The organism is Methylomonas sp. Uni0009 (assembly GCF_054188105.3).
Map to the genome: position 1 here is coordinate 3,004,738 of NZ_JBTAFN010000001.1, position 23,245 is coordinate 3,027,982.

Sequence of the window (23,245 nt, forward strand, 5' to 3'; positions counted from 1 at the left end):
TTAATGCAGCTTGATAGCGTTCCTGCTAAGCAGCGGAACAAAAGTCTTGTTTAGATCGGTAGCAAGTGCCGTTGGCTCGCCATGAATGATGAATACCAGCCGGCTGCGGCCGTCGTCGCTTGTTCTGGCGGTTAATGGGGTAGGTGGGTACAGTCGAGTGCCGGCTGCCTGAATCACCATCGGTTCGGTTTGTTCGGCAAGATAAACCACGCCTTTGATGCGCAATAAGTTTTGTGGGTGGCGGTTAAGCAGCTCTTGGAGGAGGGTTTGCAGGTGTTGCCAGGGCAGAATTTGTTCCAGATGCAGCGAGATACTGCGAAAGTTATGTACCGGTAACGGGCCGGCAGGAGGCAAGCGGCGCAAGCTTGGGCCTGCTTTAGTCAGCAGGCTAAGTGCATGAAAGTCTTCTGCCGTCAGTCTGGGCGTGGCCGGCGCTAGAACTTGCAAGCGGGTTGCCAATGCGGTTTGCTGGTCGGCATTGCTTACGTCGGCATGGGTCAGCAATAAAGTATCGGCCCAAGCCACCTGCGCCCGCGCTTCGGCAAAACTGTCCAGCTGTGCTGCAGCCGAGGGTATAGCCAGGGTGGCGATGACGTTTTGTAAATGATAACGGCTGGCCAGCCAGCGCTCGCGCAACAGAGTATCCAGAATCGGTTCCGGGCTGGCGATGCCGCTGGCTTCGATAATCATGCGTGCGAAAGGCTTGCTTGCCGCTTGCTCCCAGGTCATCCACAGGTTTTTTAACGTGGGCGCCAACGCGCCTTTGACCTTGCAGCATAGACACCCGCCGGACAGCACGGTCAGCGGCAGATTTTGGTTTGCCAACAAATCCTGATCGACCGGTATTTCGCCGAACTCGTTTATCACCACAGCGGTCTTTACCCCGTCAGCCAAAAATCGATTCAACAAGGTGGTTTTGCCGCTGCCGAGGAAGCCGGTGAGCACAAAAACAGGGATTTTGTCTGGATCGGGCATTTTCAAGTGGTCGCCGCTTTCTTCATGAAAAGCTGTGATTACGAGGTCCAAGCGAATACAAATTTAATTTACCTATTCGGACCGGTTATCTGTAAAGGCGAATTATGCCTGTTTTTTGAACCGGAACGTCAAAGACAACTGGTGACTGGCCATCTGCCCAGTGCCCAAAAACCCATTCAGCGATTTTGTCTAAACGCCTACCCGGCAAGAAGCCAAGGCCTCCAGAATATCCTCCTTGGGTAAGTCGCGACCGATAAACACCATACTCGATTCCCGTGCTTCATCGGCTTGCCAAGGGTTGCCGAAAGTCTCGGTCATCAGCATATGCACACCTTGATAAATCACTTTTTGTTCGCTGCCGGCGATGTTGAGAATGCCTTTGTAGCGGAGCAACTCGTTGCCGTAGTCGCGGATCATGATGTTCAGGAATGCCAGAATCCGCGCGGCATCCAGAGGCCGGTCGGTTTGGTAGACCAAGGCACGGATGTCGTCCTCGTGCTCGTGGCTGACGTCTTCCAGAAAATCCGGTTCGATTTTCAAAATGTCATCCAGGTTAAAACCGTCAATATCCAGAATATCTTGCAGTTCGGTTTGGCCGAAATGCACGTGTTTGATTGGCGCTCTGGGGTTCATAGCCCGGAGGCGGGTTTCCAGGTCTAAAACAATTTCCGGTTCTTGGAGGTCGGTTTTGGATAGTAGGATGCGATCAGCAAAGCCGACTTGCTCTTGCGCTTCGTGGTGTTCGGCTAGCTGGTGGTGGGCGTGCACGGCATCGACGACGGTGATGATGGCGTCCAGATGGTAGTTTTCGGCAATGTTTTCCTCGATGAAAAAGGTTTGGGCAACCGGAGCCGGGTCGGCCAAACCGGTGGTTTCAATGATGACCCGCTCAAATTGGAGTTCTCCGGATTCGCGGCCATCGCTGAGTTCGCCGAGGATACGCACCAAGTCGCCGCGCACGGTACAACAAATACAGCCGTTATTCATGGTCACGATTTGTTCGTCGGCCTGCATCAAAAGCTCGTTGTCGATACCGGCTTCGCCGAATTCGTTTTCTATCACCGCAATCCGTTTGCCGTGGTCTTCGCTAAGAATTCGGTTAAGCAAAGTGGTTTTGCCGGCACCGAGAAAGCCGGTGAGAATGGTCACCGGTACGGGGTAGTTACGTTTGGGGTTGGCGTTCATAGGGCCTCCGTCAGGATGGGGAATTGACACGCTGTATCAGTGCATAAGCTGAGTGATTATGGATAGACTCGAAGTTTTCCGATTCGACGCTGTAACTGATGATCCGTGGCTCTGCGTTCAAGCGGGCGGCTACATCGCGCACCATGTCTTCGACAAATTTGGGGTGGTCGTAGGCGTATTCGGTGACGTATTTTTCGTCCGGGCGCTTTAACAGGCCGTAAATTTGCGAGGAGGCTTCGGCTTCTACCAGCGTGATCAGTTCTTCAAGCCAGATAAACGACTTGGCCTCTACAGTCACGCTGACGTGTGAGCGTTGATTATGGGCACCGCGTTCGGAAATTTCCTTGGAGCAAGGGCACAGACTGGTGACCGGCACTATCACCTTCACTTTGATGCGACAGCCGGCGTTATCGATTTCGCCAATAAAACTGACTTGATAGTCCATTAAGCTGCGGACGCCACTGACCGGCGCTGCTTTATCGATGAAGTAGGGAAAACGCATCTCGATATACCCGGATTCGGCCTCCAATTTGGCGAGCATGTCCTGCAGCATCGCCGGAAATGAGGCAATGCTGATTTCCCGGTCGTGATCGTTCAAGATTTCCACAAAACGGGACATATGGGTGCCTTTGAAGTCGTGCGGCAAATTGACGTACATCGCAAAGTGCGCAACGGTGCGTTGTTCGCCGCCACTTTTCTCTTTGACCCGGATCGGGTGCAGAATGTCTTTGATGCCGACTTTGTCGATGGCAATGCGCCGTGTGTCAGGGCGGCCTTGAATGTCTTCGATAGGGAGCATGAGTTTAACTGAATTATTCAGGATTTTTGTGTTCGTCCGCTTATCAGCGGTGCACCCTAAACCGGGGGCGTTCTGCGAAGTCGGCATCGTTGATGGCGAAATTGTTAAGTTTCAAACTGTAGAACCGGTTGAAATGATCTTGCACCGTCCGCGTGATGCGGGCATCGTAATTGGGTTGCAGCATTTGAGCTCGGCCGCTTGGCCGCGCCACGACCACGCCGTTTTGCACCACTAGTTCACCGTGTTTAAACATTAGAGCGGCATTGGCGAACATGGCAGCGATATTTGCTTGGGGATGGGTGGTAAATGCACCGGTGATCGGATCGCATCTGCCAATACCCGCCGGGTCGTAGACGGCAATGTCGGCTATTGCCCCCGGCGCCAGATGACCGCGATCATGCAAGCCCAATAACTTTGCGGCAGCACTGCGGGTCATGCTGGCAATTTCGTTTAAGGTAAATTCGCGCTTGAGGTTGGGCAACAAGGTCATCGCCAGCGCTTCTTGATTTAAGCCTGCCATATAGGCCTGGCGGTAATCGGCGTCCATCAACAGTCGGATCAATTCGGGGTAGGCGGTAAACGGTGCGCCGTTCGGATGGTCGGTGGTAAAGAATAAACGCTCCGGGGCTTCTGCAAGCAAAAAAAGCTCCAAGCCGATGGCCCATTGTAAGGTGTTGACGAAACTGGCTTCCCGGTATCGGTAAGGCACCACGCCGCCGGAACCTTCACACTCGGCGTCCCACATTGCCCATTTATTGGGGCTGGCATCCGCGTGGCGGCTGTATTGAGCGATGACATCGCCGGAAATGGTCACGGTCTGGCCGAACAGCACCTGGCCGACATCCATGGTGATATTCGGATGGCGGTTGAACGCTTCCAGAAGTTGCGCGGCTGCAGAGGAAAAGCCCTTGCTGCCGTCCTTGCCATAGGCGTAGAACTGGACGTGGGCTAGATGCATAGGCAGTCCTTGCGCGGCTGCCATGGTGTCTATGATGGTTTCGATATTTCCTGGAATACCCAAGTTGTTGCAATGCACATGTACCGGGTGTGGCACGCCTAGTTGGCATACGGCAGTTTGCAAGGTTTGCAGAATTTGCCGGGAGCTGACGCCGTAGTCGGGGACAATGTCATCCAAAGCGAATTGGCGGGCATTGCTTTTAAAGGCGTTGGCACCACCGGCGTTGATGACTTTCAAGCCCAGCGCGCGGGTAGCGTGTAAAGTCCAGGCTACGTAGTCGTTGATTTGGTTTTGGCTGGCTTTGGCTCGTATCAGTCGCAACAACAAGTCGTCGTTACCCAGAATAGCCAGGGCGGCCGTATCCATAATGGGAATATCGGCCATCTGCAAATGCACGTCCAAGGCATTGACCGGTAACATGGCCGGTTCGACCACCGTGGTGTAGCCCATGCGCGCGTAGCGGTAGCCGGTGTCGGTGGTCGACCATTTCGCCGTGCTGAAGGGATGACGCAAGCGCCGTTCCATGTGATTACGGTGTTGTTCAGGCAACAATAGGCGTGCGGTGTTGACGTTGCCGCCGGCAATATGGCTGTGAATATCCACCGCGCCGGCCATGACAATCTGGCCGGATACGTCGTATACCTGATCGAACTTGGCGTCGGGGCCCGGGTCGGCTGTGATTACGCCATCACGGATAAATAGATCGTGCGATTCACCTTGCCGGTTTTGTGCGGGATCGTAGAGGTGTCCGCCTGCTAATTTGATCAGCAATGGCCGGCCCTCACAGCATATCCAGCGTCAGTACCAAGCGCCGCGGCTGCACCGCCGTTGGCGTAGGTGATCGATGCACAAACCCCTGGCCTTCGTTACCTTCCCAGGCTTCGCCTTTCATCAGGCCCACGGCATAGGCGGGCATCCGCCGAATCGCCGTTTGGTCGACGATCAAACCGGACTGCGCATCATCCAGGCCGCCACTGCCCATCCCCAGCTTTCGTCGATCCAGCGCATATTCCGGTAGCCATTCGGTGCCGATGCCGCCGTAGCTACAAATCATCCGTGCGGGTACTCTATCCACATGAAAGCGCGGACACATGGCGGTTTTCAAGGTCCTTAGGCGCAAGCCGGCTTGCTTGAGTTCGAATAGCTCGCAGAACGCCGTCGTCAATAGTTCGATGTCTGCCAGCCATGTGTCATAGCCATCGAGTTGCCGGGTTTGGGGCCACAGGTTTGTATAGTTGAATTCGGATGGATTGACGGGCTGACTGAGTTCCAAGGGGCCGAATAGCTTCAAGGCTTGATAGATAAAGCCTTCAATTGTGGCGGGCAATGGTCGTTCTATTAAGCAAAAGTTCACGCCATCCTCGTAGATGCGCGTCAAATCCACGAAGTTTGTGGAGACGACGGAGCGGGTCGATGGCCGATACGAAACGGGCTGGAAGGATGTGGGGCCGGTTAACGGCGACAGGGATGATTGACGAAAGGGTATGCGAGCAAACACAAAAACTCCTTAACTAGCGATCAGGAACTGTTCGAAAAATACGATGAATTGCATAAAGACTATGCCGAAACCAAACGCGGCGGTTTGTCCGCTCAGGCTGGAAAAACTGCATGGTTCGTGTAATACCGGAATCAGATCGGAGGCGGCGATATAAATAAAGCCGCCGGCAGCGATGGGTAACAGCAGCGACAAGGAAGATTCGGCTAACTGGCTGAGTAACAGGGTAAAAATCGCGCCCGGCAAAACGGTCAGCGAGCAATAAAAGTTGTAGAGTACGGCTTGCTTGGGTGTATAGCCGCCGCGCAGCAGGGCGCCAACATCCCCGAGTTCCTGCGGGACTTCGTGGGCGATAATGGCCAAGGTGGTGGTCAGTCCCAGTGCCGGATCGGCCAGAAAGCTGCCGGCAATCAAGATGCCGTCGACGAAGTTGTGCATGGCATCGCCGATCAGATTCATTTTAGCCAATGGCATGACCTCACCACCGGTTGGCGTGCTGTCGACATTATGGTCGTGCCGCCAGCGCACCAATTTTTCCAATACAAAGAAACCGAATACACCCACTAATACCGTCAGGCAGACATCGCTGACACTGCCGTGGCGGTCTATGGCATCGGGGATCAAATGAATAAAAGCATCGCCCAGGAGTACGCCGACTGCCAGCGCGACTAGATACGGTACTACCCGATGCAAGGTGTCGGGTTTCAACCACAATGCAAATAAGCTGGACAACGAGCAAAGGCTGACGGCGAGACAGGCCGCAATGACGCCGGCCATAGTGCTGATAGCGATAGTCATGTGCGATGGGGTGTTTTGGCTTTGAGCGAGTGGTATTCGTGCTGAGAACTGTAAATAAATCCGGCTAATTTGTTCGGCAAGGCATGGGTAGCAAAATGCGCCAGCATGAACCCCAACACAGTCAAAAACAGTTTTGACAGCACACGTTTGGTGGGCGGTCTGTCAATCAAGGGCAAGACAATGGCCAGAATAAGCAACAATGCAATGCCGATGATATGCAGATAGCTGTCGATGCTAGCCATCGGCAAACCACTGCGGAAATTCATCTTGATAGTGTCGCCAAACTGCCGGGCCGGCTGCCAGTTCGGCGTCGGTTAACAGGCACTCGTCCAATTCGCGGCGCACTTGGTCGGCATTGAGGTTTTGACCGATAAACACCAGTTCTTGGCGGCAGTCGCCGTAGGGTTCGGCCCATTGTGACTGGATGTCCAGCAGATAGTCTTGCGGCCATTCCTGGCGCGGTACTGTCGCCCACCAGCGACCCGCCAAACCATGGTGCATCACGCCGCCCGCTTGTGACCAGCTGCCGGCGTGATCCGGGCGCGATGCCAACCAAAAAAAACCTTTGGAACGCAACAAGGTGCCGTTATCCCAATCGCCGTGGTGCAGATGATCATAGAAACGCTGCGGATGAAACGGGCGCCGGGCGCTGTAAACGAAGCTGCTTATGCCGTATTCCTCGGTCTCCGGTTTATGTTCGCCACGCAATTCTTTTAACCAGCCTGGGGCTTGCTCGGCTTTTTCGAAATCGAACAAGCCGGTGTCGAGTACTTTGCTTAAATCGACCTGACCCATCACGATAGGGAGGATTTCCGCATCGGGGTTGAGGCTGTGTAACACCGCTTTTAGGTTGATAAGCTCGTCGCTGGCGATCAGATCAATTTTGGAAATCAGAATGACGTTGGCAAATTCAATTTGATCGACCAGCAAATCGGCGACGTTACGTGCGTCGTCTTCGCCGAGTGATTCGCCGGTTTCTTTTAAACTCAAGGCTTCCAGGTAATTGCGCATAAAGTTGACCGCGTCCACCACGGTCACCAACGTATCCAGGCGGGCAATGTCCGATAAACTCAATCCCTGTTCGTCGCGAAACGTGAAGGTTTCCGCAATCGGCAAAGGCTCGGCAATGCCGGTGGATTCGATTACCAAGTAATCAAAGCGGCCATCCTTGGCCAAGTTGCCGACCTCGATCAGCAAGTCCTCGCGTAGCGTGCAGCAAATGCACCCGTTGCTCATTTCGACCAGTTTTTCCTGGCCATGATTCAGTTGTACTTGGTTTTTGACCGTTGCCGCATCGATATTCACCTCGCTCATGTCGTTGACAATTACGGCCACTCTTAAATTCTCCCGATTGTTGAGGATGTGGTTCAACAAGGTGGTTTTACCCGCACCCAGGAAGCCGGACAGTACGGTGACAGGGAGTTGTTTGGCTGGTGCGGATGCGAGGGTCATGGTGTTTTGGATGATATATTGTAGCTTTTGCTTGGCCAAAAAAAGGCGCTGTCGAAAAAAACAGCGCCGGTTTCAGCGTTTTAATAACTGACTCTAAAGCCGACTTCCGCGCCGCGTCCGGCTTCCGGCGCAAAGTTTCGCAAGTAAGATGTCGAGTTGCGGATGTTTTGATCCAGCAAGTTGTTACCTTTGGCGAACACCATCAGTTTGGCGTCTTTATAGGCCCGGACCTGATAGTTGGCGCCGACATTCAGCAAGAAATAGCCCGCGGTGGAAGTTTCGAAATCGCCGGCATGGGGCTGAGATTCGGCTCGGGTAAAGCGCAAATAGGTGGATAATTTGTCCCGGTTGAAATCCAGTTGTAGGCCGTAGCGCAAAGGCGGCATGCGCGGTACGTCGCTGCCGTTTAGAAATTCGCCGCGGGTGTAGTCGCTGAATAAGGTCATCTCTAATAAGCCGACCTGGTTTTCCATCATGGGCATAATCAGTTTGGCTTCATAGCCTTTGAAGATGGCGTCGTGTTGTCCGCTGGTAACCAAAGGCACGCAATCCGCCACGCAGGGATTGCCGTCTTGATCGACGAATTCGCCGCTGCGTTGCTGAAAAATATAATCGCTGGCCCAGTTGTGGAATAAGTCAAATTCGGCACGCAACCAGTCGGTTTTGAAGCGGTAACCCAGATCCAGGTTGTAGGAGGTTTCTTCTCTTAAACCCAGATCGCCTCTGTCGTAACTGCGAGTGGCATCATGGTAGCCGTCGGATAGTAGTTCCTGGACTTGCGGGGCGCGCGAGGAGCGCGTGACTGCCAGATTCAGGCTGTTGCGATTATCCAGTTTCCATACCGCGGATGCCGAAGCACTGACCGGGGTGTAGCTGAGATTGGCGAAACCGTCCGGGCGAATATCGGTTTGTTCGACGCGGGTGCCTAGTTGATAGGTCACCGCGCCAATATCGAACGATTCCACGGCGAATACACCGTAACTGCTGATGTCCGAACGCGGGACGATGCTGGCGCCGGTGAGTTTTTCGATCGCATTAAAGTCGCTGGCTTGGGCTTGAAAACCCACCACGCCGCGCAACGGTCCCAGGTCCTGGTGAGCCATTTCCATGCGGCCTTCGTAAGACTGGTTGGTGTAATAGGCGCCGGGCTCGCCGTTGGCAATTTCGGTGTGTTGGTAATCGGTGTAACCCAGCCGGGTGCGTAGACTTTTCGCGAAGCGGAACGGGTTGTTCAATTCGCTCTTAAAGTCGTATTTGGTTTGCCGCATCGCGATGCTGACGGTTTCGTCGCCGGTGCCGTCCGGAGCGATGGCGTAGTTGTTATTTATATTATTGATGGATACGCCGGCAAAGCCGGGCGCGCCGATCCAAGATAAACCGGCCGAGCCACTGATGGCTTCGGCGCCGGTGTTGTTTAGATAGCCTTTGGGGTTGTCGACAATCGCCAAGCTGGGATCGGTGATGGCCACTTTAGCGGTGTCTATGCCGCTGCCGCCAATGTCCAGATTGTTGCGGTGGCGGTAAAAACCGTCCAGGTGGTAGGCAATGTTGTCCTTGCCGCCCTCGACTTTCATCGTGGTGCTGGTTTCATCGGAAGTGGAATCGAAGCGTTGTTCGAGCGCCGCACCTACCAGCTTGTCGAACTGGCGACCGGGGATACGGTTGTCGATGACGTTAACCACGCCGCCCATCGCGCCGCTACCGTAGAGTAGGGTGGCCGGGCCGCGCAGGACTTCGATGCGCTCCGCCAGCAGCGGTTCGACGCTGGTGGCGTGGTCAGGGCTGATCGCCGAGACATCATTGCTGCCGATACCGTTGCTCAAGACTCTCACCCTCGGGCCGGCCTGGCCGCGTATCACCGGGGTGCCGACGCCGGGGCCGAAAGATTGGCTGCTGATACCCAATTCGTTTTTTAAGGTATCGCCGATGCTGTGGCCGGTCTTCATACGTAAATCGTCGTCGCTCAACACGGTGACCGGTACCGGACTGTCCGATTTTTTATCTTGCAGCGGTGCCGTGACGATGATTTCGTCTAGTGCTTGAATCGCAAGTTCTTCGGCCAGCAAAACCGGCGATGGCAACATTAAAATTAGGGCAGCGGTTTTTTTCATGAGTAAGACAAGCTGTCAGTAAAGATGTGCAAAGATGTTATATTGTAACGCACATGAATGCAATATTATCACATTGGTTTTTTTGCGGCCTATTTGAAGATTTGCGTTCGAAGCGTGGTGAAAACAACAAGCTGACAGTAACAATCCCGAAGGGCGGCGCGGACCGCTTTCGAGATCATAGGGTTGAAATGTTACGGAAATGTTTCTTTGAGCTACGGGATGAAATACTTATTCCCGGCTGAGTTGGTAACGCCTAGTAGTTTGTGCCTACGGCCGGCTAATTTAGGGCGTGCTTTTGTTCCAGGCATTGCTGGGCCTGGATGGCAATTTCCAGTTCCTCGTTCGTGGCAATCACCAATATCGCCACGCCGGCGTTGGCTGGGCTGATGTTGTCGCATGGTTTCACCGGTTTTTGGTTTCTTTCCGGGTCCAAGGCAATACCGAAGATTTGCATTTCCAGACAGACGTGTTCGCGCAGCCAAGCGTCGTTCTCGCCGATGCCGCCGGTAAATACCAAGGCATCGACCCGGCCCAGCACCGCAAAATAAGCGCCGATGTATTTTTTGATGCGATAGGCGTACATCGCTAATGCCAGCCGGGCATGATCGTCGCCGGCTTCCGCCATCCGGTGTATCGCCCGCATATCGTTTTCGCCGCAAACGCCTTTGCAGCCGCTTTCTTTGTTTAACAAGGTTTCTATGGCCTCATTGGACAAATTCAGCGTGCGACTTAGATAAAAATGGATGGCCGGATCGATGTCGCCGCAGCGGCTGCCCATCATCAAACCTTCCAGCGGCGTCATACCCATCGAGGTATCGATACTCCGACCGTTTTGGATGGCGGTGACGCTGGCACCGTTGCCAAGGTGCAAAGTGATCAGATTGGTGTCAGACAACGGTTTGCTAAGATACTGCGCGGCTTGCTCGGCAACATAGCGGTGCGAGGTACCGTGGAAGCCGTAACGTCTGACGCCATGATCGGTATAAAGATGGTTGGGCACGGCATAGCGATAGGCATAATCGGGCAGGGTTTGATGAAACGCCGTGTCGAATACCGCCACTTGCGGCGTATCGTCCATTTGCCGGATGGCTTCCTCAATGCCCAAAAGATTGGCAGGGTTATGCAGCGGCGCCAATGGGATCACTTCGGCAATGCGCTGCATCACTTGCGCATCGATTAAGGCCGGTTCACGAAAATGTTCGCCGCCATGCACCACCCGATGACCAATGCCGGCCAGTTCGCGGCGGTCGGTCAAAACGCGGCAGGCAGCCAGTGTTTCGAACAACAATTGCAAGGCTTGTTGATGGTTGCGGCAATTGATTTCGTCACGTGTCCGGTCATTATTCGCCAGCGCATAACTATGGCTAGCGGCATCTTCGCCGATACGTTCGATGATACCGGCGATCAGCACCGAGCGATCAGACATCTCGAATAAGCTGTATTTAACCGATGAACTGCCGGCGTTGAGCACCAGGATTTTCATGAATATCGTAAAAGGGTGGGGTGATTAATGTACAAGCTTCGCCGGTGGCGGTGGGCTGTAGCGGCGCTCCAGATCATGGTCGATTTTCGTGGTCAGGCTTTCCACGGCTTTGATGGTCAGGCTGGCGTTGGGGCCTTTGGATTCGGCAATGTAATCGCCGACCAATCTACCATTGTCTACCTTGACCAAACGCCCCATTAGATATGCGAATAAAAAGCTGGGTTTGTGTAGCCGCCCCACCAAAATGTAGTCGGCGTGGTATAGCTTGCCAAGTTGCGCGGCGGCGTCGGCATGGTCGAACAAATAGCCAACGCCGCTATTGGCGGCTTGCTGTGCCTGGTGCGGTATGGCTACGATTAGATAGCCGGCGCGGGCTAATTCTTGTTCCAGCAGCGGTTTGATCGACGCGGTTCTTTGCAATTCGGCGGGGACGCCGGGAGCCAGTGTCAGGTCTTTCAATTCAAAATCCAGGATGGCGATGCGGGTCTGTGCCTGTAAATTAAAGCTTAGAAGGCAAAACAGCAAACTGCTTGATAGCGTTTTATATATCATGTTTTGTCGGCTTCTTGGGCTTGAATCGCGGTGATGACGACGGTGTTGACGATGTCTGTCACGGTGCAGCCGCGGCTCAAATCATTGACCGGTTTGTTCAAGCCTTGCAGGATGGGGCCGACAGCGATTGCGCCGGAGGAACGCTGTACCGCTTTATAAGTGTTGTTGCCGGTATTCAGGTCCGGAAAAATCAATACTGTGGCCCGGCCGGCAACTTGGCTGTCGGGTAGTTTGGTTTTAGCAACGCTGGCGTCCACGGCGGCATCGTATTGCATCGGGCCTTCCAGCTGTAGGTCCGGACGCAGACTTTGAGCGATTTTGACGGCGTCTCTGACTTTGTCCACCGCTTCGCCCTTGCCGGATTCACCGGTGGAGTAGGACAGCATGGCAACGCGCGGCTCGATGTTGAACATGCGTGCCGTTTCGGCGGCGTTGATCGCGATGTCGGCCAATTGCGCAGCGTTGGGGTTGGGAATCACCGCACAATCGCCATAGACCAATACGCGATCTTCCAGGCACATGAAAAACACGCTGGAAACAATGGACGCGCCCGGTTTGGTTTTGATGATTTCGAAGGCCGGACGAATGGTATGTTGCGTCGAATGCACCGCGCCGGAGACCATGCCGTCGGCATAAGAAAGATGAATCATCAAGGTGCCGAAATAGCTGGGATCGGCCATTAGGTCGAAGGCAGTATCGTAAACAATGCATCGATGCTTGCGGGCTTGGTAATAGGTTTCCGCGAACAAGGGCCGCAGATCCGATTTAATCGGGTCGATGATGTTGACATTGTCCATCTTCAAAGCCATGGCCTGAATTTTTTGCCGGATCTCGGCTTCGTTACCCAGTAGGGTGATTTTCACGACATCGCGCAGCAGCAAAATCTCTGCCGCGCGCAGAATCCGCTCTTCATTGCCTTCCGGTAGCACGATATGCTGCTTCTTGGCTTTGGCGCGCTGCAACAGATCGTACTCGAACATCAGCGGCGTGATTTTATGCGAAACCTTGCTGCACAGCCGCAGCCGCAGTTCCACCATATTCATGTTACTTTCGATTAGTCCCAGCGCGGTGGCGATCTTGCGGTCATCTTGCGAATGCAGGCGGGCGGTGACCTGGCTGACCTGCATAGCCGTGGTGAAGGTGTCGGAATCGACGCCGAGTACCGCAAACGGTGTGCCGCCCAGGCCATCGATCAATTTTTGCACTTGCGGGGCAGGCTGTTGGTGGCCGGTTAATATCAAGCCGGCGATTTGCGGATAGTTACTGGAGTTGTAGGCCATCAGGCTGGCCATGATGATGTCCGATCTATCGCCAGGCGTGATGATCAAGTCGCCGGTTTCCACATAGTCCAGAAAGTCCGGCACCAACATGGCCGCCACTTTGTAGTGGTACACCTCGCGGCTCATGGTGGCGTTTTCGCCGGAAAACACTTTAGCGCCGATAACCTTGGCAATATTGCCGACGGTAGGTTTTTCCAGGGACGATTCGGCGGGCACCACGTACACCGGAAATTCAGTGGAATGATTCAAGCTGTGGCGCAGGCTGGCAATTTGATTTTGCGCGACCCCGATGATGACTGTGGCCAGCGATTCGCAATCGTGCTCGTGCATGGAATGTTTCAGGCTGGCCAAACCATTTAAAATTTGTTCGTCGCTACGATTTTCGCCCTGCATAACCGGCATCATCAGGCAGCCCAAATTGTTGGCGACATCGGCGTTGAAATCGAATTCGGAAATGGCGTTGCCGTGTCGATAGTCGCTGCCGACGCAGAGCACATGATCGCAACGGGCCTTTAAGGCCCGGTATTTAGCCAGAATGGTTTTCAGCAGTTCGTCGTACTGTTCGTTTGCCAAGAGCTGCCTGGCTTCCGCGCTGGTACATCCATACATGGCATCGTAGGGTGTGGAGAGCTGATAGCGGTGGCTAATGAATTGAATCAAATCGTCTTTGTCGGTATCGCTTTGAATAATGGGCCGAAAAAAACCGATATTGTCGGCGTAGCCGGACAACATTTCGATGATGGCCAACATGATCAAGGATTTACCGTTACCCTCGTCGACACCGGCAATATAGATGTCTTGCGAAATCAAGGGCTCGCTTGGTGCATGGGGCTGAGTTGGATTCATGATCGATGACTTAATGTATTGATGGGAAAGTCTAACCGTGGATGTTGCCACATGGCGCGCCGCTTGGCGACTGTATATTTTTATTTATTCGGGCACCGCAGAGGTATTGGATGCATGCAAATAGTCTTTGGCTATCATAGGTTTGGATTTAAAAAATAATGTAATATCAAAATAATTATTGATTAATCTGCAAGCTTGGCTTTAATGGCTATACTACTAGCCGGGCGCAGGGATTACTTGAACAACAGAGATGGCGAAATTTACCGTTTATTTTAAAGACAATGCAATCCATACAGGTGTTTTTGATTCTGGTGTAGTGCATATTGGTCGTGATGAAACCAATGACCTAGTGGTTGATAGTCTTGCCGTCGCGCCCGCGCATGCCGTTGCCGTGATTAAAGACGGCACTTGTGTTCTCAAGCAATTGAACGAAAAATTTCCGCTGTTGGTCAACGATCAGCACACCAAAGAATGGAGTCTGCAAAACAACGACATCATCAATATCGGCAAGCACTATATCGTCTACCACACGACCGATGAGTTTTCGGAAAAAGTCCTGGTATCGACGCCAGCCGACTTTGGCGATGCAGACGTGCGGGCCTTAAATGAAAAGCTGGAAGATGCCGTCAAATCCCCCGAAGCCAATTTGCAAGTATTGAACGGCATGCATATCGGTCGAATTCTGCGCTTGAAGAAAGCCATGACCCGCCTGGGCCACGAAGGCGCAGGGGTTATTGTGATAGCCAGACGCAAGGACGGCTATTTCCTTTCCGCCTTGCAAGGGCATGAGGGGCTGGCGATTAACGATGAGCCCTTAGGCGACCGCACCGTACAGTTGCAGCGCAACGATGTGATTGTCGTTGACAGTACCTCAATGCAATTTTTCTTGGATTAAGCGTATGACATTTGAAAAAAGCGATGATAAACGCCGTTTTCACAGGATTTTTTACCATACGGGCGCTGTGTTAACCGGTTCGGGTCAAACCTATCCTTGCAAAATTATTGATCTGTCCCTGCGCGGTTGCCTGTTGGATTGTGAGCAGCCCTTAGCCGGTCAGGCCGATACTTTATATAACTTGAAATTCGATTTATCCGAAGAAATCAGTATCAGCATGGAAGTGGCAGCAACCCATGCCGATGCCAACAGGGTGGGTTTTAAATGCGTGCATATCGACATAGATAGCATTTCCAACTTACGCCGATTGGTGGAACTCAACCTGGGCGATAGCGAGCTGCTGGAGCGGGAGCTGGCGGCCTTGGGTGATTTAGCTGAACACGCTGATCATTGATTGAGATTGTTACTTCGATAAACTCAGCTCAATCCTGCCAGCCAAAGTCTAAAACGCATACCCCATTCCGACGTATAGCCTACTGTCGTAAAGACAATCTCGCCGGTGGCGTTAATAAAAAATACAGCCGGCACGCCTCTAATCCCATAGCGTTGACCGAGATTGCCGCTGTTGTTGTTCACAACCGGCCAGTTCAGTTGTTTGTCGTTCAGATAGTTCTGTAAGGTGCCGTCGTCGCCCGAGCGCACCGCTATAGTCAGTCCCGGATAATCCCGCAGTACATTGCTGACGCTGCCCTGCATACTTCGGCATATCCCGCACCATTCCGCCCAGAAATACAACACAGCCGGCCCTTTACTTATGCGTGGCATAGGGTTTTCGCCGGTCAGCGTGGTTTGCACTATGGGCGGCGGGGTGCCGCTGACCAAATCCTGATGGACTAAAAATTGCCCCGCAAAGATAAACAGTGCCGCAAATATATAAAATCCCAATTTTTTCAAAATTACAGACCTTGCATCACGCTGGCGCCGTGCTGTTTTAGCCAGAGCCGGCGTTGTTTAAAGTCGGGTAGGTGTTCGCCAACCAATTGCCAAAAAGCCGGAGAATGATTTTTGTGTTTGATGTGGCAAAGTTCGTGGACTACCACGTATTCCAAAACGGCGGCCGGAGCCAGCATTAGTAGCCAATTCATATTGATGTCGTTTTGTGGACCGCAGCTGCCCCAGCGACTTTTTTGGGTTTTGATGCGGATGCTGCGCGGAAACAGGGCAAAGCGCGGCGCGTGCAGATCAACCCATTGCTGGACATGCTGTTTGGCCTGGTTTTTCATCCAACGTGTCAACGCTTGCTGGATCAGTGCGGAGTATTGTTCATCGGCAATCCCAACCGGTAATTTCACCCAAAACATCTCGTCGTTAAGCAACTCGATGCGGACCGTTTTGGCTTTGCCGGTGGTGATTTTTAGTGGTAAGCGGCGGCCTTGGTAGGGTATATGCGCGCCATCCCGATACTCGCTTGGTGCTAGCTTGGGGGCGGCGGTTTGCACTCTGCCGGCGACGCGCTTTAGTGCGGCTTCTATCCAGTCTTTTTGGGCTTGCACAAAATCCTGAATGTGCCGTTCGGACACTTTGAGCGGGGCTACCACTTCTATTTTGTCGGCGGTTACCACGATGCGTGTGTTTTTGGCCCGGCTGCTGCGGCGCAGCTTGTAAGGTAAGGGGGCGGTTTGCTTGTTCAAAAAGGCGATTCCAGCATTCTTAATTTAAGTTCGGTCCACATGCTCAAGCGGTCCGAACCGCCGACATGTTGCCCGGAGCCTTTGCTTTTGGCAAGCCATAAGCCGGTACCGTTAAAGCTGTATACGGGCTGTAAGTCGCTGCGCTGCGTAGCCGGGACTATGCTCGGCTTCAGATTGTCCAGCACCAAGGGTACCGCGCGCGGCGAGTCGAAATAGGTTAATACCATGTGCGCCTGATTCAGTTCCAAAGCCTTGACGTAGGTAATCCGCAATTTACTTTCATCGACGCCCATTTCTACCAAAGTAAAATATTTGGCGATGGAGTAATCTTCGCAATCGCCGGCGCCTTTAGCCAGAAACTCGGTAGGTGCCGCCCAGTAATCGGTTTTTTGCCACAGGATAATATCGTCAACAAACTCGACGTTACCGTTGAAAAAATTATTCACCCGCTCCAATTTCTCTGCTTCAGGCCAGCTCTTGCCGTTCTCGATCAAACTTTGCCAGTCCACAAAACGTTGCTTGGCGGCCGCACCGTATTTTTTTTCGACTCTATCCAGCAGACTCTGATCGATTAACAGGCCGGCTGCCAGCGCAATGCCGAAACACAGGCTGAAGGCGATAATAGCGATTTTGGCAGCGTTGAGTGCGCCCTTGTTAACGGCTGGCACCGACGATTCCTATCGCCTTTAAGCGGCGATAATCCTGATCCGATTGCACGTTTTCCGCCAAGATGGAAATATCCAGCAATGTGGAAATTTCTTGCATGGTTTGCACAAAAGCGTGTTTTTGCGAGGAACTGTCGATGCCGTTGCCGATGTCGCGGGCCAGGCGGATAAAGTCCGGTTTCAGGCGTTTGACCAATTCCGCCGACATGGATTGGGTTTCGAAGCGCTTGATCATCACCCGGGCGCCCCAAGCATGCACAGTCTCTATGAAGGCCTGATAGGCGCCTATATCCTTGACGACGGCATAAGCCGACAAACTGAATACCAGCTTTTTGGCTTCCGCCGGATTTTGTTTGATTAGTTTTTCCAACCAGAGCCGGAAATCGCTGTTTTTGATAGTGCGGGTCGATACGTTGACGGCGATGGCGTGCTCGATGTGATTGTGTTGAATATGATCTAGCGCGATGCGTATCACACCTTTATCCAGATCGACGATTTTGGCGAATTTTTCGGCAATCGAGATGAATGGACCGATGGCCACCAGGCCGCCCTGTTTATCGTGTACCTGAATGAAAGCCTCTTCCATCAACAGTTCGCCGCTACTGAATGCGGCGATCTGGCCAATATACCAAACCGAGTAACCGTCGTTATCGACGCAATCGAAGACCAAGTCCTTCCAGGTGGCAATATCACGCGCAAAATTATCGCCGGTGCGGATGAAATAACTGTTAGTGCCGATCAGATGCGCTTGTTCATAAGCTTCGTGGGCGGCTTCCAATAAAATTTCGGTGGTCAGCAGCGGATTGAAAGCAACCACGCCGATGTGGGCCAAATCGGTTTTTTGGTAACGTTCGCCCAATTCGGTTACTTCGTTGCTCAAGGTTTTCATCAACTCTTCCAATTGTTCCGAATTCCCAAGCTTCAGTACGAGTGCAAATTCGGCGCCGTAGAATCGATAAGCTTTGCCGGCTTGTGCTCCAGCCAGATCGGCGATTTTTCCCAGGATGGCGGCAAACGCTTGTAAGAATTGATCGATCACGTCGCTGTCGCGCTCTTTGACCAGATCGACCAAGCTATCGATTTTAATCAAAACTACAAAAGCATCGGCGTCTTCCAATGCCAAATTTTTCATGTCGGTTTCGAACACGGATTTTTTATACAGCCCGGTCAAGTCATCGCGTAACAGGCTGGCGCCCATTTGATCCAGCTTGCCATGCAACGCTGCTATCGTAGTTTTGATCTTATGCGACATGGTGTTCATCGATGCCGCCACGTTGCGCACTTCGCGGGTCCAGGGCAAGGCTTCTATGCTTTCGAAATGGCCGTCGCTGATCTGCTGAGCCAGTAAATCGATTCTACTTAGCGATGCCAGCGTGACGCGCAATAACAAGGCTAACAAGGCAATGGATAGTAAAAATGCCGCCAGGGAATAATAAAATCCGGATTTGGCTTGCTCATACAGTTTTAAATAGGCATAGCCGGAGTTGACTGTCACGTAGATCACGCCGCTCATGTTCCAGCCAGAGCTGATTTCGCTTTCGGCGGTGGCCGATGTCATGGGCAGCAGTTCGGTAAACCAGTCCGGCACACCTTCTATGCGTTTATCGCTGCTCAGGGCTACCAGTTCTTTGTTGTCGGCGTCGACTAGCCTGATTTCCTTGTAATAACCCATATCAAAAATGGCGCTCATCATGGTTTTAATCACCGGATCGCGGTTATCGACCATGTAAGGGCTAAGCGATAGACCCAGCGAGGTGGCCGTATCTTGGGCATGGTTTTTTGATTCGCCTTCCAGATAGTCCTTGATGTTGTTGACGCTCAATGCGAAATTGACGCTGAAGATCATCAAAAACAGCGCGGATATCAGGATTAACAATTGTTTGGATAATGACATTTGGCTCAGCTTCCCGTGGCTTCTTGATTGATCATATGCGTCGCGAGTTGTTGTAAGGCGGTACGGATGTTTTCGCGCAGGCGTGGGTCTGTCTCAATTTCATCCAAGGCTTTGTTCATGCATAGCATCCATTGATCGCGCTCCGATTCGCCAATTTGAAACGGAAAGTGTCTGGCGCGCAGCATGGGATGGCCGAATTCTTCGATAAACAAATTGGGGCCGCCCAGCCAGCCGGAGAAGAACTTAAATAATTTGTCTTTGGCGCTTGCCAAGCTGGGGGCATGCATGGCCCGGATGCCCTGGGCTTCCGGCAGAATATCCATGTAAAAGTAGAATCTGTCGACCAGGCTGCGCAACGCATTCTCGCCGCCGATTAACTCGTAGGGGGTGGGGCTCATGTCCTATTTAACCTCGTATGTGCAATTTCTTTAGGTATACTAGCAGACGGTACCGACAATGCCTTGAAACTCCAGGGCCGTTGCGCGGTCATAGCATTACTTGTAACTTTGAGAGGATAACTGATCATGCGTTTAAATACTGCAACTGCTCGTTCGGAAGCCGGCATACTGGCGACCAATAAGGTTTTAAAGAATACTTATTTATTGCTATCGATGACTTTGCTGTTCAGCGCCGCTATGGCTGCGGTAGCCATGACGCTGGATTTGCCGCATCCGGGCTTGATTATCACCATGGTAGGCTATTTCGGCCTGCTGTTTTTAACCACCCGTTTCAGTAACAGTGCTTTGGGCTTGGTGTTTGTGTTTGCATTGACCGGTTTCATGGGGATGACCTTGGGGCCGATTTTAAACATGTATATACATGCGTTCAGCAACGGCCATGAACTGATTTTAACCGCACTGGGCGGTACCGGCGTGATTTTCCTTGGCTTGTCAGGCTATGCCTTGACCACCCGCAAGGATTTTAGTTTTATGGCCGGCTTCCTGATGGTGGGCGTTCTGGTAGCGTTCTTCGCGGGTTTGGCTGCGTTACTGTTCTCGGTACCCGCGCTGTCGTTGGCGGTTTCCGCGATGTTCGTATTGTTGATGTCCGGTATGATTTTGTATCAAACCAGTGAAATCATCCACGGCGGCGAAACCAACTACATTTTAGCTACCGTGTCATTGTACGTGTCCATCTACAACCTGTTCACCAGCTTACTGCAACTGTTGGGCGTATTTGGTGGTAACGACTGATAATTCGGTCAAATACCTTATCACTTTGCGTGCTAGACAAAGCGGGCTGTTAGAGCAACGTTGATAAAGAAAATGCCCCGTCGGGAAACCGGCGGGGCATTTTTTTTGAGTATGGGCTAAAGCTGGGGGGCGAGCGAAGGGCTGGTTTCCGCCTGTTACTTAACCCGTCCGCAAGGATGTATACGGGCCGCTTTAATGTTGTTCGGGGCTATACCAAGCTTCAGCTGCCATTTTGTACATTTCTTGAAAAATGACTTTCAATAATTGAAAAGCTGAAATAGCTATCAGCGCCCCGATAGTGACTCCGGCCATAGCGACAAGTGCAATTTTCATAATGCCTCCTCATTTGATCGAATAAAGTGTGAACAGCGTCTAAAAAAATCCCGCTTCGGGCGCGATTTTCCTATGTTAAACAAGGATTTCAAGTGGTTTTTAAACGACATCTGTCGCGCGATTTTTCAATGTTACGTATCTTCAGAGACTTAACATTGGACCTTAATGTTGTTTGCTAAAAATTTTTTTTCAGAGGCTATGACTCTAGCTGGCGGACGCTGATTTTTGAAAAACGTTTAAGCGGATATTATCGGATCGGACTTATACTCTGGTGCTGCGGTTAATAGACGCAAAAGGGACCTACTCATGCGGTATTTGACTTAAGCAAATAAGCTGGTTAACTACAAAAACGGGGGATAAAACGATGAAAGATAAACTATTGCCAAAAATTGACGAGAACCTGGTGTCCAAAATCGTGGACATTTTTTATGCCGACATGCTCGATGACTATCGTATCAACCGGTATTTTTACTCCAGGCCCATAGAAGAACAAACCAAACCGCTGAAGCAACTTGTTAATGCTTTGCTCAGCGCAGAGCCGGTCAAGCCTAAAAAACTTGCCGAGTTGGCTGATGATTATTTTGCGGCGGCTTTTGCCAGAGGGAACGCCAAGCCCAGTTTGGTCAATAATCGAGACTTTGCGTTTTTGGAGATGTTCGTTACGGGCGATCTAGTCGGTAGCGACGAGAAACCCCATCTGACCCTGCTCTGCCCCGGACATTCCCATTTTTTAAGATTACAGCCCATTGACGATAACTACGATGTGGTGTTGGAACTGTTGCAAAACAGCCTCAATCAATTGCAAGTTCCGCAGGAAACGGCTGAGCAGATCATGGCATTCGCGGCTTCCGGCCGGGACGGTATTCTGGGCAGGGGCCAAGCTATTTATGATGATGGTGAAAAAACGACCGACTTCCGGACGCATGGCTAGTTTTATTGTTTACCCGGTCTTGTTTATTACGCTTATGCCGTTCAGGCTGTGCTCGTCGACGCCGGGGCTTGTGTGGCCTTCAATAGACTAAAGGCATTAAGGCGAACTGTAATTTGTAAGGATAGCGTGAATAGCGTTTAAAACGGGCGCCTAAAAGCTCGTGATTCCCTCATGCAGGAGGTTCTCAAAGCCGATCCGTGCAGAAAATTTTATTCGCAGCGTACCATTTATGTGATTGGCTACCCCTTACCATGCAGGGGCGACGCTCCGCTGGAGATTCTTGCGAAAGAGGTCATATAAAACAGCTTGAGATTGCGTTTAAGCCGTTGTCAGCATTCAATCAGATTCACCGCCAAACCGCCGCGTGAGGTTTCCTTGTATTTGGTTTTCATGTCGGCGCCGGTTTCGCGCATGGTTTTGATTACCTTGTCCAGCGATACAAAATGTTTGCCGTCGCCGCGCAGGGCAATGCGCGCCGCGTTGATAGCTTTTACCGACCCCATCGCGTTACGCTCGATGCAGGGCACCTGCACCAAACCGCCAACAGGGTCGCAGGTCAAGCCCAAGTTATGCTCCATGCCAATTTCGGCGGCATTTTCCACCTGCTCGGGCGTGCCGCCCAATACTTCGGCCAGTGCGCCGGCAGCCATAGAGCAAGCGACCCCGACTTCGCCCTGACAGCCGACTTCGGCGCCGGATAGCGAGGCGTTTTCTTTATACAGAATCGCTATTGCGGCGGCTGTCAACAAGAAGCGAATCACCCCTTCTTCATTCGCACCATCGCAAAAGCGCCAGTAATAATGTAATACCGCCGGGATGATGCCGGCAGCGCCGTTGGTGGGTGCAGTTACGACCCGTCCGCCGGAAGCATTTTCCTCGCTGACGGCAAGTGCAAATAAGTTTACCCATTCCATGGTTCCCACCGGCATGCTGGGAGTTTGCCGAGGAATTTCGCCGCTCAACTGCCGGTAGAGATTGGCCGCTCTGCGCCTGACTTTCATGCCGCCCGGCATAACCCCTTCTTCGTGCAAGCCTCGTTCGACGCAGGCTTGCATCACCTGCCAAATGTTCAATAATTTCTGGCGGATTTCCTCTTCACCCAGCCACGCTTTTTCATTGCTCAGCATCAAATCGCTGATTGATTTGTTATGTGTCGCGCACAGTTTTAGTATCGCTGCACCCGTTTTGAAAGGATAGGGTAGGCAGGTGTCGTCATTGCTCAGCCTGTCCGCTGCGGCTGCCGCGTCGGTCACGACAAACCCGCCGCCTACCGAATAGTAATCGCTTTGCAGCAGTTCGGCGCCGTTTGCGCCGAATACGCTAAAGCGCATGCCGTTGGAGTGATAGGGGAGTACTTTACGTTGAAACAGCAAATCGGCTTTCTCGTTGAACGGTACCGGGTATCGTTGCAATAGCCTAACTGCTCCGGATTCGCGGATTGTGGCCAGGCGTTGTGGAATGATGGCGGGGTCAATCAAGTCAGGTGCTTCGCCTTCCAGGCCAAGTAAAACCGCTTTGTCGGTGCCATGGCCTTTACCTGTCGCACCAAGCGAACCGAATAATTCGATGCGCAGGCGCTGTACCTCATCAATAAAGCCTCGCTGTTCCAGATTATTGACAAACGTCATTGCTGCCCGCATGGGCCCCACAGTATGAGAACTGGAAGGTCCGATGCCGATTTTAAAAATATCGAAGACGCTGATAGCCATAATTGTCGCCTAAATAGTGCTGAGGAAAGGGTGTCTGGAATAAAGGAGTTGTGCTCCCTT

23 protein-coding genes are annotated in these 23,245 nt (G+C 52.3%); 4 read left to right on the plus strand and 19 right to left on the minus strand.

Going from position 1 to position 23,245, the window contains the following annotated elements:
• The 12 genes from ACWAU0_RS14120 to pta form a co-directional block, all read right to left on the minus strand.
• Positions 1-975 (minus strand): CobW family GTP-binding protein, encoded by a 975-nt coding sequence (locus ACWAU0_RS14120; protein WP_205454465.1) that lies wholly within the window; start codon positions 973-975, stop codon positions 1-3.
• A gap of 189 nt (positions 976-1,164) precedes the next feature.
• On the minus strand, positions 1,165-2,160 hold the full coding sequence (locus tag ACWAU0_RS14125; RefSeq protein ID WP_205450772.1) for a CobW family GTP-binding protein: 996 nt from the start codon (positions 2,158-2,160) through the stop codon (positions 1,165-1,167).
• Between the two features lie 10 nt (positions 2,161-2,170).
• Positions 2,171-2,959 (minus strand): GTP cyclohydrolase FolE2, encoded by a 789-nt coding sequence (folE2, locus tag ACWAU0_RS14130; RefSeq protein ID WP_205450771.1) that lies wholly within the window; start codon positions 2,957-2,959, stop codon positions 2,171-2,173.
• Positions 2,960-3,002: 43 nt separating this feature from the next.
• Positions 3,003-4,688 (minus strand): formylmethanofuran dehydrogenase subunit A, encoded by a 1,686-nt coding sequence (locus ACWAU0_RS14135; protein ID WP_205450770.1) that lies wholly within the window; start codon positions 4,686-4,688, stop codon positions 3,003-3,005.
• A gap of 10 nt (positions 4,689-4,698) precedes the next feature.
• The gene (locus tag ACWAU0_RS14140) at positions 4,699-5,301 is read right to left on the minus strand and encodes a DUF1826 domain-containing protein (protein WP_458139232.1); all 603 of its coding nucleotides are present in this window, start codon (positions 5,299-5,301) and stop codon (positions 4,699-4,701) included.
• A 123-nt stretch (positions 5,302-5,424) separates the two neighbouring features.
• The gene (locus ACWAU0_RS14145) at positions 5,425-6,210 is read right to left on the minus strand and encodes a ZIP family metal transporter (protein WP_205450768.1); all 786 of its coding nucleotides are present in this window, start codon (positions 6,208-6,210) and stop codon (positions 5,425-5,427) included.
• Positions 6,207-6,452, minus strand: a complete 246-nt coding sequence (locus tag ACWAU0_RS14150; protein ID WP_033155389.1) for a hypothetical protein — start codon at positions 6,450-6,452, stop codon at positions 6,207-6,209. The genes ACWAU0_RS14145 and ACWAU0_RS14150 overlap by 4 nt, the downstream gene beginning before the upstream one ends.
• On the minus strand, positions 6,445-7,662 hold the full coding sequence (gene zigA, locus ACWAU0_RS14155; RefSeq protein ID WP_205450767.1) for a zinc metallochaperone GTPase ZigA: 1,218 nt from the start codon (positions 7,660-7,662) through the stop codon (positions 6,445-6,447). The genes ACWAU0_RS14150 and zigA overlap by 8 nt, the downstream gene beginning before the upstream one ends.
• Before the next feature lie 80 nt (positions 7,663-7,742).
• Positions 7,743-9,773 carry a TonB-dependent receptor gene (locus ACWAU0_RS14160; RefSeq protein ID WP_101055157.1) on the minus strand — a complete coding sequence of 677 codons (2,031 nt, stop codon included), beginning with the start codon at positions 9,771-9,773 and terminating at the stop codon, positions 7,743-7,745.
• 277 nt (positions 9,774-10,050) lie between these two features.
• Positions 10,051-11,256, minus strand: a complete 1,206-nt coding sequence (locus ACWAU0_RS14165) for an acetate/propionate family kinase (protein WP_101055159.1) — start codon at positions 11,254-11,256, stop codon at positions 10,051-10,053.
• A gap of 24 nt (positions 11,257-11,280) precedes the next feature.
• The gene (locus ACWAU0_RS14170; RefSeq protein ID WP_171695953.1) at positions 11,281-11,808 is read right to left on the minus strand and encodes a DUF2380 domain-containing protein; all 528 of its coding nucleotides are present in this window, start codon (positions 11,806-11,808) and stop codon (positions 11,281-11,283) included.
• The gene (gene pta, locus ACWAU0_RS14175) at positions 11,805-13,934 is read right to left on the minus strand and encodes a phosphate acetyltransferase (RefSeq protein ID WP_171695952.1); all 2,130 of its coding nucleotides are present in this window, start codon (positions 13,932-13,934) and stop codon (positions 11,805-11,807) included. Before pta ends, ACWAU0_RS14170 begins: the two co-directional genes overlap by 4 nt.
• A 250-nt stretch (positions 13,935-14,184) precedes the next feature.
• Here pta and ACWAU0_RS14180 point away from each other — a divergent pair, with 250 nt between their 5' ends.
• Both ACWAU0_RS14180 and ACWAU0_RS14185 read left to right on the plus strand, forming a co-directional pair.
• On the plus strand, positions 14,185-14,829 hold the full coding sequence (locus ACWAU0_RS14180; RefSeq protein ID WP_445368512.1) for an FHA domain-containing protein: 645 nt from the start codon (positions 14,185-14,187) through the stop codon (positions 14,827-14,829).
• Between the two features lie 4 nt (positions 14,830-14,833).
• On the plus strand, positions 14,834-15,223 hold the full coding sequence (locus ACWAU0_RS14185) for a PilZ domain-containing protein (RefSeq protein ID WP_445368513.1): 390 nt from the start codon (positions 14,834-14,836) through the stop codon (positions 15,221-15,223).
• 23 nt (positions 15,224-15,246) lie between these two features.
• Here ACWAU0_RS14185 and ACWAU0_RS14190 read toward each other — a convergent pair whose 3' ends face one another.
• The 5 genes from ACWAU0_RS14190 to ACWAU0_RS14210 are packed head-to-tail and all read right to left on the minus strand — an operon-like array spanning position 15,247 to position 19,417.
• Positions 15,247-15,723, minus strand: a complete 477-nt coding sequence (locus ACWAU0_RS14190) for a protein disulfide oxidoreductase (RefSeq protein ID WP_523070805.1) — start codon at positions 15,721-15,723, stop codon at positions 15,247-15,249.
• Positions 15,724-15,725: 2 nt separating this feature from the next.
• Positions 15,726-16,460 carry a M48 family metallopeptidase gene (locus tag ACWAU0_RS14195; RefSeq protein ID WP_445368515.1) on the minus strand — a complete coding sequence of 245 codons (735 nt, stop codon included), beginning with the start codon at positions 16,458-16,460 and terminating at the stop codon, positions 15,726-15,728.
• A complete protein-coding gene (locus tag ACWAU0_RS14200; RefSeq protein WP_445368516.1) occupies positions 16,457-17,128 on the minus strand; it encodes a transglutaminase-like cysteine peptidase in 672 nt (223 codons plus the stop codon). Before ACWAU0_RS14200 ends, ACWAU0_RS14195 begins: the two co-directional genes overlap by 4 nt.
• Positions 17,115-19,019, minus strand: a complete 1,905-nt coding sequence (locus ACWAU0_RS14205) for a bifunctional diguanylate cyclase/phosphodiesterase (protein ID WP_458137050.1) — start codon at positions 19,017-19,019, stop codon at positions 17,115-17,117. The genes ACWAU0_RS14200 and ACWAU0_RS14205 overlap by 14 nt, the downstream gene beginning before the upstream one ends.
• Before the next feature lie 5 nt (positions 19,020-19,024).
• Positions 19,025-19,417, minus strand: a complete 393-nt coding sequence (locus tag ACWAU0_RS14210) for a group II truncated hemoglobin (protein ID WP_033155379.1) — start codon at positions 19,415-19,417, stop codon at positions 19,025-19,027.
• Positions 19,418-19,543: 126 nt separating this feature from the next.
• Here ACWAU0_RS14210 and ACWAU0_RS14215 point away from each other — a divergent pair, with 126 nt between their 5' ends.
• Positions 19,544-20,212, plus strand: a complete 669-nt coding sequence (locus tag ACWAU0_RS14215) for a Bax inhibitor-1/YccA family protein (protein WP_171695947.1) — start codon at positions 19,544-19,546, stop codon at positions 20,210-20,212.
• A 192-nt stretch (positions 20,213-20,404) separates the two neighbouring features.
• Here ACWAU0_RS14215 and ACWAU0_RS14220 read toward each other — a convergent pair whose 3' ends face one another.
• Complete coding sequence (locus ACWAU0_RS14220; RefSeq protein ID WP_155931185.1) at positions 20,405-20,545, minus strand: hypothetical protein; 141 nt, start codon at positions 20,543-20,545, stop codon at positions 20,405-20,407.
• Positions 20,546-20,909: 364 nt separating this feature from the next.
• Between ACWAU0_RS14220 and ACWAU0_RS14225 the strand changes: the two genes are divergently transcribed.
• The gene (locus ACWAU0_RS14225; protein ID WP_033155377.1) at positions 20,910-21,476 is read left to right on the plus strand and encodes a globin family protein; all 567 of its coding nucleotides are present in this window, start codon (positions 20,910-20,912) and stop codon (positions 21,474-21,476) included.
• A gap of 329 nt (positions 21,477-21,805) precedes the next feature.
• Here ACWAU0_RS14225 and ACWAU0_RS14230 read toward each other — a convergent pair whose 3' ends face one another.
• Positions 21,806-23,185: an L-serine ammonia-lyase gene (locus ACWAU0_RS14230; RefSeq protein ID WP_319962551.1), complete on the minus strand. Its 1,380-nt coding sequence runs from the start codon at positions 23,183-23,185 to the stop codon at positions 21,806-21,808.
• Positions 23,186-23,245 lie beyond the last annotated feature (60 nt).